We start from the raw sequence: 11,127 nt of genomic DNA, 5'->3' as shown, positions 1-11,127 counted from the left end.
TCAAGGGCCGCCCCGGACCGTGGGAGCGGCTTCGACCGTGATCGCGGCGCCGTCTCGCAGCGCAAATTGACCGGTGACGACGAGCTGGCTGTCGCCCGGTAACGCGATGGCCGCCGGCCGGCCGCTTTGCGCGGTCGGCAAGGCGTGAAACTGCGCAGTACTCTGCCGGTTCAAAAACACGCCCAATTGTTCGCCGCGCTTGACGACGAATTCGGCCGGGACGTGCATTCGTTTATCCCGCCATAGCACGCGGCCGGCACTGCCGGCTTCGGCCGTGGCGGCGGCGAAATCCAGCCGGGTGTCGTGCGTGCCGGTTTCGGTGCGGATGGCCGGTAAAACGCTGCGCAACTTTAGCGGGTAGCGGTTGCCGTTGTGTTCAAAACTCAAGTCGCTGGCCTGCCGCAAGGCCTGGGTTTCCTGATCGGGGATTTGCGCCGACACTTCCGGCCGGCCGGTGTCTAGCAGGCGTACCAACGGCGTGCCGCGGGCGGCGAATTGGCCGATGGCGATCAAACGTTCGGTCACCACCCCGGCAAACGGCGCACGCACGGTGCAGTGCTTGATTTGTTGGTCGGTGGTTTCCAGACGGGCGCTATTCGCGGCCAGGTCGCCGCGCAAGACCGCCAATTGCGCGCGTTTTTCCTGGACTTGCTCGTCGGGCAGGGTTTGTTGTTGGGCCAGGGTTTCCGCTTGCTTGAGCTGCCATTGCGACAGTTCCAGCTTGGCTTGGGCGGCTAACCGCTCGCCCTGCAAACGCGCGCGTTCCAATTCGAAGTCTCGGCAGGCCAGTTGCGCCAGGGCCGTGCCGGGCTTGACCGCGTCGCCGACCCTGACCGGCAGCTCGACGACCGAGGCGTCGATTTCTGCCGCGATCGGCGAGTGATTCAAACTGACGACCAGCGCCGGCGCGGCGGATTCGGGGTAAATGGCGACTTGGGCGAGCGGCGCGACCCGCACGGCAACCGGATCGTCCGCCCATGCGGCAGCCGATAGGGTTAACCACGCCGCCGCCAACCAGGCGGCAATCGGCTTTTCCAATGTAAACCTGGATGCGCGGGCCGTTGCCTTAGCGTGCGCCGCGCGGCGGGGTGGTTGGCTGGGAGTCGGGAAAACGGTCATGCCCATCATGCATCGACTTTAAAACGGATTCGGCGCATGTTCCGCCAGCCGGCAACGACCAACAGCAAGCTAGGCAAGCTCACACCGAGGCAAGCCAGCGGCAGATTGGAGCGTCGAAACGCATCGGCCGGCGCCGGGTGCCGGAATTGCGGAATGGCCTGGTAATCGTTAAATTCCGGCTCGTCCCGAACAAATTTCGGAAAATAAAAAGCCCGCAGTCGTTGGTGATAGTCGGCGACCGCTTCCAGAAAGGCCTGCTGGTAGTCCTGGCCCTGCCCCGTCAGTTGCTGAACCGTGTGCTGATAGACGATGGCCGGCGACAAAAAGCCTAGTCGTTCGACCAGTTCGCGTTGATGGCCTTGCTGGGCCGCGAACTCGGCCCGGCCGGGTGCCATTACCCGCTGGGTTTCCTCGTCCAACGCGACGCGGGTCTGGATGAAGTCGTCGGCATTGACACTTGAGGATGGCGGCACTCGCTCGGGATGATCGATCAAGTATTTGCCCAGCAATGCGCTCTTACGCTTGCCGACTTCAATAGTGGCTTCGCGGCTGGCGTCGATGAAGGCCATCCGCGAGGGTAGCGGATACCACTGTTTCAAACCTAGATTCAGGCAGCCCGGCAACACCACCACCAAGGACAGCCACAGTCCCGCCAATAGCAAACCGTTCTCGGCGCTGCTCTGACCGCGCGAATTGACCCAAAAGGCGCAGGCAAACCAAAAAAGTAGATACGCCGTACTGACCAGCAACCAACCGCCCCAAGCCGCGACAAAGCTTGGCGCGTCGGCGGGCGGTGCTGCCAGCCACAGCGCCAGACTCAACGGGAGCAGCGTCAACACGACGAAGCATGCGGATCTGACAGCGAAGCGGGCGGCCATGACGCGTCGCGGCGGAACCGGTTGGCAGCCGAGCAGGGCCAGCGTGCCTAGCTCGCGTTCGGCGGACAATTGGTTGTAAGTCAGCAGCAAAATCGCGATCGGCAATAGCGTAAGGATCGCAAACGTGGCATCGAAGCGGCCGAACAGCAAGCGCAACGGGTTTTCCAGCGTGCGATGCAAACGCTCGTCGTAAGCGCCGCCGACTTCCCACGCGTTGACCAGAATACAGGCGTTGTACAGATCGGTTTGGCCGACGGTCAGCGCCGCCAAGTCACCGTTTTGCCGGCAGATATGTTGCGCCATGCCGCCCAGGGTCAGCGCGTAGCGCGGATCGCGTTCCCGCTCCGCGACGGTTTTGGCCGGCGGCTGGTTTTTAGCGCGCAGCTCCTTGGCCATGTTCAACAATTCCTCGAAATCTTGGCGGCTCTGTTGGGCGTATTCGGCGATCAAGGCATCCTGGCCGGTTTGCCATTGCCTGCCGTTGTTGAAACCGAACAGTAAGGCCGCCGCGCACAGCAAGCTAGTCGCCCAAAATACCCGGTCGTGACGCAGTTGCCGGCACTCGATGCGGCATAAGCTCAAGCTTTTCATACCGAGGCCCCCGATAGCCGGGAAACCGCGTAGCGGGCAAACGTTACCGCCGCGGCCGTCCAAATTAGTAATAAAGCGATGGCTCTGGGATAGGGGCTTAGTGCTTCCCGCCAATCGGGCGGCCGATAACGAAACGCCGGAACGCGTTGGAAGAAGCTCGCGTCGGCTTTGATTAACGTGCTGTCCCAACCGTTGGCGTTCCGAGTTTGATGGCGGGAGACGTAATCGTTGAGGAGGCGGTTCAAGTGGCGACGATAGTGTTCGACTTGCCGGGTAAAAGCTTGATGCTGCGCCGGATCGTTGCCGGCCAGGGCCATCGATAGCAGCGAGACGCCGGCGCTCGGCGCGATCAGCGTGCCCCATTCCAGCAAGCGGTTTTGCCGGGCGTAAATATCGTAGCGTTGGCGGTCGTCACGTTCGCACACCGCCCAGGCCGCTTCCTCGCCGACTTGCATACTCCGGCCCGTGTAATCGAAGGGCAGCTCCTCAACGCGCTCGACCCGGTACTCGGCGAGCAACTGCTTTTGCAAGGTCTGTTCGGCGCTTTCCCAGGATTGGCTCAGATCGGTCATGAAATTGACCCAAAACCGATGAGTGGACGGGATCGGATAAACGTAGCCGCCGACATCCAGCAACATGCGGGGAAGCGCGAACACCGTGACGCCCCAGAACACCAATAGCACTGCCAGCGCGGTGCGCGCCGAGCGGCAACAGGCGGACACGCCGAGTGTCAGAAACAACAGCAGAGTCAGATACAGTCCGTACAACACCACCAGTAAACCGGCGCGGGCCAGTTCGTCGCCGCGCGATTCGGCCGGCGCTAGATAGCCGGCAGTGGCGATACCGAATCCGGCAAGCGGCAACAGTATTGGCAATAGCGCCCGCGCGATGCCGGCCGCCTTGCCCCACAGCAGCAACGAAGGCCGCAGTCCGAGGCTCAGCAATTGTCGCAAGGTGCCTTGCTCGCGTTCGCCGGCGAACGCCGAAAAACCGAGCAGTATCACCAACAGCGGCAGCAGGGTTTGGGCGGCATTGGCCGGGTTCAAGTCGCCGAAGCGCTGCAGCGCGCTCATGTCCTGGGCCGGCGGATATTCCACTTCGCCTTGGATGTGGGCACCATTCAGTATCGAGGCGCCGACGTACGGCTCGATCCCGCCATCGACAATGGTCAGCGGCCGCGGCGTTTTGAAGGCGTACACCCCGTAATGGGCGGCGTCGTGCGGGTGTTTGGGGTCTTGTTGGCCGAAACGCCGATAGTCGTGCTCGGCGGCGATGTCGGCTTGATTTAGCAAATCCAGGTAGTTGCGCCAACCAAACCAACTGGCAGCGATGAATAATGCCAGTATCAACGCAGCCGCTAGCTTGAAACGGCCGTCGCGACGGCATTCGGTGAACTCTTTTTCGGCGATGGCGGCAATCATCAGGCCGGCTCCGTGGCGCGCAAACCGGCCCGCATATAGTCCAGGTAAATCCGCTCCAGTTCGGCGGCGTTGGTGTCGGCGGTTTTAAGTACCGTCAGCAGTTGACCGGCCTTCATGATACCGGCCCGGTGACCGGTTTCCTTGACGCGAAACAAGTCGTGGGTCGCCATCAAGATGGCCACGCCGGCGTTCGCCAGTTTGACCAGCAAGTTGGAAAACTCGTAGGCGGCTTGCGGGTCCAGGCCCGAGGTCGGTTCGTCCAACAATAAAACCTGGGCTTCCTTGGCGAAAGCCATTGCAATGCCGACTTTCTGGCGCATGCCTTTCGAGTAAGCGGCGACCGGACGGTCGACGGCTTCGTCCGGCAAGCCGGCCCGGCACAGAAAGTCGCGTAAGCGGGTTTTGTCATAGCGATGGCCCGACAAGCGGCTGAAATAGTCCAAATTTTCCAGGCCCGAGAGCCTGGGATACAGCGCGACGTTCTCCGGCAAATAGGCGACCCGTTGCCGAACCCGATCGGGGTTTTGGTTGACGTCCAGGCCGGCTATCCTGGCCACGCCGGTGCTGGGCTTGATAAAGTCCAGAAACAGATGAATCGTCGTGGTTTTGCCGGCACCGTTGGCGCCGAGCAAACAGAAAATTTCGCCGGGGGCGACTTGCAGATTCAACGCGTCCAGGGCTCGGATCGCGCCATAGTGTTTGGTCAGTTCTCGGGCTTCTATCATCGGAACGTGGCACCTCGGCAATGAAAAAAAGACTGCCGCGAAAGGCCTTGCTTCCGGGAGATATAAAACCTATATTCGACGCTTAATTTCGATCCGTTTCGAGCGTTTATCGTTATGTCAACCATACAAGTTTCCGAAGATATATTGCCGCTGGGGCAGTTCAAGACGCAGGCTTCCGCGTTGATTAAAAGCATTAATTCCAGTAACCGTTCCATCGTCATTACCCAGAACGGCAAGCCGGCCGCCGTGGTACTGTCGCCTAGCGAATTCGACCGGCTTAATAGCCAAGCCCGATTTGTCTCCGCCGTGAGGCAAGGTTTGGATGACATTCAGGCGGGACGGGTCATAGAGGACGAGCAACTGGCGGAAGTTCTGGAACATAAAATTGCCAACTTGTGAAGTTGCGCTGGAGCGATCGATCCACGGACGATCTGGCCGAGATCTACTGGTATATCGCGCGTAACAATCCCCAAAACGCCAAGCAGTGGGTGGACAAACTCCGAAAGCGTGCCCGAGATGCCGCTCACTCGGCATTGATTGGCCGGATTGTGCCGGAGCTGGGCCAAGCCGATATTCGAGAAGTGTTTGTCGAGCACTATCGAATCGTCTATCGCGTCGAAGACGACGGCATATCGGTATTGACTGTATTCGAAGGGCATCGCGTGCTTAAGCTCTAAACTCCCTGGCTGCATTCGCTCGGTAGTTTCTTCGATGGAGACGGCGAAACACTTAAGCATCGACACGCCCGGCGATGTTGGCTTGTCTGGCTTTGGACGACCGCAGAGCGCTCCGCTTTTTCAGCCAGATATAGACGCCGGTGACCGATAGCATCGCGACCACCAAGCCCATTGCGCAAACGAAGATTTGGAACGGCAGTCCCCAGACTTTTGCCATGTGCAACGCAAACAACCACATGCTCAGGGTCAAGCCGAGGTTTTCGCCGGTCGGTAACAGTAGACCGCCAAACCGGCCGCTGTCGCCGTCGAACCAGATCGCGGTGCCGGCGTGGTCAGGGCTGATGTCGCGGTCGCTTTTTACCACGTACAAATACATGCCCTTCTCCGGTTGATAGGCCAGCGTTTCTTCCGCCAACACCCGCACGTGCGCCGCTTGGGCTTGTTCGTCCATCAAACGCCGGCCGATCGTGTGGGCCTCACGCCAGGCTATGCGCGGTTCCGGGCGCGGTTCCGGCAGATTCGGGACCGGAAATTGCCGTAAGTCCGGCATATCGAACAGCGCGGCCATCACCGGTTGGTAGACGGTTTCGCTCAAATTGAAGCCGACCGACGACCAGGCGAACACGAACAGCATCAGCCAGGTCCACAAACCGCCGGCCCGGTGCAAGTCGAAATTCAACCGAAAGGCCGAGGCCGGCCATTTGATTTTCCACGCAATCGCCCAACGCGACCAAAAGCCGCGCGAAGTTGTTCCCTCTCCTTCAGGGAGAGGGTTAGGGTGAGGGGATTTACGCCGCACCGGAAAGGTCAGGTAACACGCGACAAAGCAATCGACGGTCCAGATCAGCGCGGCGATGCCGAACAACCACACGCCGACTTCGTCCAAGGCCAACGAATAGTGCAAGCTGTAGATCACCCGCAGGATGTTGCGGCGGGTCAGCGGCCATAAGCCTTCGTCCTTGCCGTAACCGAGCAGTTCGCCGGTGTAGGGATGCAAGCGCAGGCTTTGATAAGCCAGTTCGTAGGGTTTGCCGGTGGCCGGATCGGTGCGCGGCGTCAACCCCGCTTCGAAAACCCGGTTGGATTCCCGGCTTAACATCAGTTGGTTGATGTACGCATGCGGTTCCAGCGCCAAGGCTTGGTCGCGCAGCGCAAAACCGTCCAGCATCGCCTGGTCACGGACTTCCACCCGATACAGATCCGAATTCAGCCAGTCGTCCAATTCGTGGTAAAAGGCCAGCACGCAACCGGTCAGACCGGCCACGCTCAAAAAGAAAGCCATGTACAAGCCGGCGTAACGGTGTACCAAAACCCAGAAGTGTCGCGTCATATAAAGTTTGTTAAAGGTCGTTTAATCCATAAGACGAATCTCGGCGTTAATTCCAGACAGAAATTTGCGAATTGTCGCGTCTAGCGACTTAACGGTCATTGTCTCGAAGCAGGAACAGATGGGCCCGGCAGCGGCTTCAGCCGCGATCGAAAGCCCTTCCAATACGCGTGTGTCCGTAATTTGCGCTACGACTTTTCATGCTCAACAAAGCTGCTTCGCCTCGAAAAACCCCGCTAATCCTTAGACAGCGCTCTCCCCAGCGCAGCCGAACGGAAAACCCGTCATAAACACGGCCGGGAAAATCGGCAACGAGGGCCGTCAATACTCGACGTTGAGCGAGCCGATGAAACTGCGCGGGTTGCTGAAGCTGACATAGCCGTAACCGGAGTCGGTCACCGGCGATGCGTCGGTGAAATAGCGTTGGTCCAGCAAGTTGTCGACGTTCAGTTGCGCCGTCACTTTCGATTTGCCCACTTTGAAGCTGTAGCCGGTCATCAGGCCGACCAAGGTATTGCCGACCGAGCGGGTTTGGTTATTGGCATTCACGACATAATCGCGCAAGCTTACGCCGCCGCCGAATTTCAAGCCCTTGGCCGGCCCCTGTTGGATTTCGTAGGTAGTCCAGGCGCTGGCGGTATTTTCCGGCACAAACTGCAAGCGGTTGCCGACTTTGATCTGGCCGGAGGTGTCCGAGCTTTTGGTAACGCGCACGTCTTGGTGGGCGTAGGTCAGGATCGCGTTCCAGCCGGGCAGAATTTCGCCTTGTATGTCCAGCTCCGGTCCGCTGCTATTGACTTCGCCGACCGACAAATAACAAAAATTGTTGCCGCAAGCCGCGCCGCGGGCGACGTCCAGTGTGGCGACGTTTTGTTTGGTCAAATCGTAATAGGCCAAGGACAGGAGCAGCCGGCCGTCGAACAGCTCGGATTTGGCGCCCAACTCCCATTGTTGGGCGGTTTCCGGCGCCAAGGCCTTGCCGAAGGCTGCGCCTTCCACAAACGAAAATCGCCCGGTATTGGCGCCGAAATTCTCGACGTAATTGCCGTAGACGCTGAGCGATGCGGCGGGTTGCCACAGTACCGCGACGCGAGGGGTCACATCGTCGTCGGTTTGCGGCAGGCCGAATGCGTCCGGCAGTAGTACGCCGTCCGCGCCGCCGCGAAATATTTTCGAATGCACATATTGGTAGCGAAATCCGCCCAGCAGGTGAATGTTGTGCGGAAGCTCGATTTGGTCCTGAAGATAGGCACCGAAATTGTCGGTTTTTTGGGCGAAAAGCTGGCGCAAGCTGGGGTCTAATACCAAGCCCGGACCGGGGTGGGCGGGCCGGTTGATGTCGATATCGGACAGCGTGAAACCGATGCCGCCGAAGGTCAGGTCCTGAAAATAATCGGTGGCGTAGTGGTCGCCGCCAACCAGCAAGGTGTGTTTCAACGCACCGGTCGTGAAATGGCCGGTCAGGTCCAGAATATTGGCCAAGGTGTCGTTGGTTTCCGGATTGATTCCGTAAACCACCCGGCTCAAGGTGTTGCCCGCCAAGAAAATCGGCAAGGTGCTGGGGCCTTGCCGCACCTCGCGGCGCCGGAAGTTGACTTGATGCTTGATGCTCCAATCTTCGTTGAACTGATGCGTCCAGTTGAAGCCGGCGAAGTAGCCGTCGGTCGTGGCCAGGTTTTTTTCGCCGAGGTTGCGCTGGTGGGGTAAGTCGATAAACCGGTTGTTGCCGTCGGTCGGCAAAATCATGAAATCCTCGCTGGCCCGCTTATGCTGATACTCCATTTCCAGGGTCGCTTGGGTTTTGGCGCCGATTTGCCACTGGATGACCGGCGCGATGAATTTATCGTCGCTTTCGACCAGATCGCGGTAGGAATGATTGCTTTGAAACGAGGCATTGACCCGGTACAGCAAACTCGCGTCGGGGTTGATCGCGCCGGTCGCATCGACACTGGTGCGAAACAAATCGTAGGAGCCGAACTGCTGGTTGATCGCGTAGTAGGGCGTGGCTCTGGGTTTTTTGGTGATGACGTTGATCATCCCGCCGGGCTCGACCCTGCCGAACAGAATTGCGGCCGGCCCTTTCAGGACTTCCACGCTTTCCACGTTGGCCATTTGTTGACCGTTGCCGTACCAGGTGCTGCCCGCATCCATCCGAAAACCGTTGCGGAATAAGGTGCTGGTTGCGAAGCCGCGCAGCGTGTATTGCTCGGCGTTGCTGGGGCCGGCTGAATTGTTGTTGCCGTTGGCGACGCTGACGCCGCTGATGTTCTTCAAGGCCTGATCGAGGCGTATCACTTGCTGGTCCTTCAAGACTTGCTTGGAAATCACCTGCACGTTCAGTGGCGTTTCCATGATCGGCGTATCGGTTTTGGTGCCGGAACTGGCGTTCGGCAGTGCGTAATCCGGATTGTAGGGATCGGTGGTATCGTAGGCGGCTTGGCCGACCACCTTGACGGCCGGCAAGGTGGCCGCCGCGTCGGGCTTCTCGATATTGTCCGGATTTTGCTGGCTAGGCTTGATTGCCAAGGTATGGTCGTCAACCGTTTGCACGTTCAAGGCGGTGCCTGTCAGCAAATGCCGGAGGGCGTCCGCTCGGCTATAGCGGCCGTCGATGGCCGGGCTGCTCAGGCCGGCCACGCTTTCCGGGCGGAAGATCAGTTGCAGGCCGGTAGCGCGCGAATAAGCTTCCAAGGCCGCCGCCAAGGGTTGCGCCGGCATGTGCAAATCCACATCGGCTTCCACCGCCTGGGCGCTAGCCAACTGCAAGCCGGCCAGCGCCGCCGCCAGCGCCCAGCGAATTATTTTGGACTTGCCGCGAGCGGATGGCTGATGGTTTGATAAGCGGTGGTGGTTCGGCATGGACGCTCTCCTTGTAGACCGGGACACTGTTTTCGATCCCTATGCGCACTAAGCCAAACGAAGAGGCTGTGTACCCTACCTATAAGCGTGAAAAAAATTGCATCGGATGCCGACGACCCTTTGCAATCACATGAGATGAAATTTGCGGAGACGGGGATAAGGCAATACGCTGTCATTCAAAATTGTAACGGTTTGGCTAACCGGAGTAGAAATAAGGCGTTGGCTGAGCGGAGCCGAAGCCAGCGATTTCGCTTCGACTCCGCTCAGCGAGCGGCGTAGCTGATGTTGAGGTGTTCATTCCCCTGCTCCGTTGGGAGAAGGCGTTTTTACTTCGCGTTGAATACTTACTCAAAATTTAGGTGCGATTAGCTTGCGCAATCGCACATCTCGAAGCCAACAATTCCTCCGATTACGCTGCCGCGAATCGGAGCTACGCGGGCTGGCTAATTCACTGAAGCAATCGATGCAAAAATTCGGGACTTTGGGTTTGAGTTTTCGGCAAGCCGAAAACCAGCGGCAGCCGGGCCAGCCGCATTTACACCCGCTTGATGAGGGTGTCATAAAAGCCTCTCTCCCGCGAGGGTTCTGTTTCGACTTTTACGACACCGTCTTGATGGGGAAATAATTCCGGGCTCGCATGACCTTCATTGCCGGTGCCGCCGAAAAATCGCATCGTTCCCGTCGAAACCCGTTGCGGTGCGGTTTGAACAGTCAGGTGTCCGCGTTCGACCGGCAGCGGTGTCGTCGCGACAGGCTAGGTTGCCGTTGATACCGGCAGCGTTCTTACCTCAACACGCGGTATCGCCACAGAAACATCCAGGCTTGCTTGCCGAACAGGCAGACCTTCACGCTGAACACGCAGCCTTTTAATATGAACAGCCAGCGCCGCTTGTTTACCACGCAAGCGTTGCCGATTAGCGGCCAACCGCCGCTGTTGATCGGACACGCGTCGCTGTTCGGCAGAGACGGCTGCCTGTCAATCAGCGGCGGCTCGGTGTTTAGTCGAGATCGTCGCCTGTTCATCGGAGGATGTCCGGTGTCGAGTTGCGGGGCGCCGGTGTTAAACACGCTGCCCTCGGTGTTTGCATCAGAAGCTTGCCTGTTGATCAGGCGTCGCTCGATGTTCAACGGAGGATGGTGGGTGTTTATCGAACATCGGTCCGTGTCCGCAATGGATTGTTCGGTGTTGTAATGGCAACTCGTCGAGTGATAAAGACCCTGGACAGCTTCGATTCGCCCGAACCGCGAAGGATCGAGCAAGAACCCGCCAGATCGGCGGGCAATCTTCCGTCTCGGCAACAATGTAGCTCCGGGTCCGTCGCGCCGACGCTCTCCTTGCCAAGCGCCGCGATCGACAAGTTACGGTGCCGGTAAGGTTCGTCGAAGTTTTGGTGGATAGCGTTGGCGCTCCGACGGAGCAAAGGCGTCGGCGCAATGAGCGAGATCGACCCGTTGCAGACTATCGCTCCATCTGATTCAATGGCAGCAACTTGACCATTACCGGCCATTATTACTTATCACTGATGATAT

General features: G+C 59.0%; 9 protein-coding genes. 2 read left to right on the top strand and 7 right to left on the bottom strand.

Translation table 11 applies throughout. From position 1 onward, the window contains the following. From ACQE3D_RS20475 to ACQE3D_RS20460, 4 genes are all read right to left on the bottom strand, one after another. Positions 1-1,038, bottom strand: coding sequence for an efflux RND transporter periplasmic adaptor subunit (locus ACQE3D_RS20475; RefSeq protein ID WP_313730674.1), 1,038 nt, complete (start codon positions 1,036-1,038; stop codon positions 1-3). A gap of 86 nt (positions 1,039-1,124) precedes the next feature. Continuing rightward, a complete protein-coding gene (locus ACQE3D_RS20470) occupies positions 1,125-2,588 on the bottom strand; it encodes a DUF3526 domain-containing protein (protein ID WP_313730675.1) in 1,464 nt (487 codons plus the stop codon). Next, positions 2,585-4,009 carry a DUF3526 domain-containing protein gene (locus ACQE3D_RS20465; protein ID WP_313730676.1) on the bottom strand — a complete coding sequence of 475 codons (1,425 nt, stop codon included), beginning with the start codon at positions 4,007-4,009 and terminating at the stop codon, positions 2,585-2,587. Before ACQE3D_RS20465 ends, ACQE3D_RS20470 begins: the two co-directional genes overlap by 4 nt. Beyond that, on the bottom strand, positions 4,009-4,734 hold the full coding sequence (locus ACQE3D_RS20460; RefSeq protein WP_313730677.1) for an ABC transporter ATP-binding protein: 726 nt from the start codon (positions 4,732-4,734) through the stop codon (positions 4,009-4,011). Before ACQE3D_RS20460 ends, ACQE3D_RS20465 begins: the two co-directional genes overlap by 1 nt. 114 nt (positions 4,735-4,848) lie before the next feature. On the opposite strand from ACQE3D_RS20460, the gene ACQE3D_RS20455 reads away from it, so the two are divergent. Further along, entirely contained in the window at positions 4,849-5,133 is a 285-nt protein-coding gene (locus tag ACQE3D_RS20455; RefSeq protein WP_313730678.1) for a type II toxin-antitoxin system Phd/YefM family antitoxin, read from the top strand. Then, positions 5,130-5,411 carry a type II toxin-antitoxin system RelE/ParE family toxin gene (locus ACQE3D_RS20450; RefSeq protein ID WP_071156007.1) on the top strand — a complete coding sequence of 94 codons (282 nt, stop codon included), beginning with the start codon at positions 5,130-5,132 and terminating at the stop codon, positions 5,409-5,411. The genes ACQE3D_RS20455 and ACQE3D_RS20450 overlap by 4 nt, the downstream gene beginning before the upstream one ends. A gap of 52 nt (positions 5,412-5,463) precedes the next feature. Here ACQE3D_RS20450 and ACQE3D_RS20445 read toward each other — a convergent pair whose 3' ends face one another. From ACQE3D_RS20445 to ACQE3D_RS20435, 3 genes are all read right to left on the bottom strand, one after another. Continuing rightward, positions 5,464-6,741, bottom strand: coding sequence for a PepSY-associated TM helix domain-containing protein (locus tag ACQE3D_RS20445; protein WP_313730679.1), 1,278 nt, complete (start codon positions 6,739-6,741; stop codon positions 5,464-5,466). A 318-nt stretch (positions 6,742-7,059) separates the two neighbouring features. Then, complete coding sequence (locus tag ACQE3D_RS20440; protein ID WP_313730680.1) at positions 7,060-9,597, bottom strand: TonB-dependent siderophore receptor; 2,538 nt, start codon at positions 9,595-9,597, stop codon at positions 7,060-7,062. Between the two features lie 783 nt (positions 9,598-10,380). Then, a complete protein-coding gene (locus tag ACQE3D_RS20435) occupies positions 10,381-10,620 on the bottom strand; it encodes a hypothetical protein (RefSeq protein WP_313730681.1) in 240 nt (79 codons plus the stop codon). Between the last annotated feature and the right edge of the window lie 507 nt (positions 10,621-11,127).

This window comes from Methylomonas sp. MS20, from assembly GCF_050275925.1.
In the GTDB taxonomy this organism is placed as follows: domain Bacteria; phylum Pseudomonadota; class Gammaproteobacteria; order Methylococcales; family Methylomonadaceae; genus Methylomonas; species Methylomonas koyamae_A.
The sequence above is the reverse complement of the archived record's forward strand: the minus strand, read 5'-3'. Positions and strand labels throughout refer to the sequence as shown.

What these genes read in the sequence shown, in the direction of transcription:
- ACQE3D_RS20470 (WP_313730675.1), bottom strand. Translation starts at nt 2,588, where the DNA reads ATGAAAAGCTTGAGCTTATGCCGCATCGAGTGCCGGCAACTGCGTCAC.
- ACQE3D_RS20465 (WP_313730676.1), bottom strand. Translation starts at nt 4,009, where the DNA reads ATGATTGCCGCCATCGCCGAAAAAGAGTTCACCGAATGCCGTCGCGAC.
- ACQE3D_RS20460 (WP_313730677.1), bottom strand. Translation starts at nt 4,734, where the DNA reads ATGATAGAAGCCCGAGAACTGACCAAACACTATGGCGCGATCCGAGCC.
- ACQE3D_RS20455 (WP_313730678.1), top strand. Translation starts at nt 4,849, where the DNA reads ATGTCAACCATACAAGTTTCCGAAGATATATTGCCGCTGGGGCAGTTC.
- ACQE3D_RS20445 (WP_313730679.1), bottom strand. Translation starts at nt 6,741, where the DNA reads ATGACGCGACACTTCTGGGTTTTGGTACACCGTTACGCCGGCTTGTAC.
- ACQE3D_RS20440 (WP_313730680.1), bottom strand. Translation starts at nt 9,597, where the DNA reads ATGCCGAACCACCACCGCTTATCAAACCATCAGCCATCCGCTCGCGGC.
- ACQE3D_RS20435 (WP_313730681.1), bottom strand. Translation starts at nt 10,620, where the DNA reads ATGAACAGGCGACGATCTCGACTAAACACCGAGCCGCCGCTGATTGAC.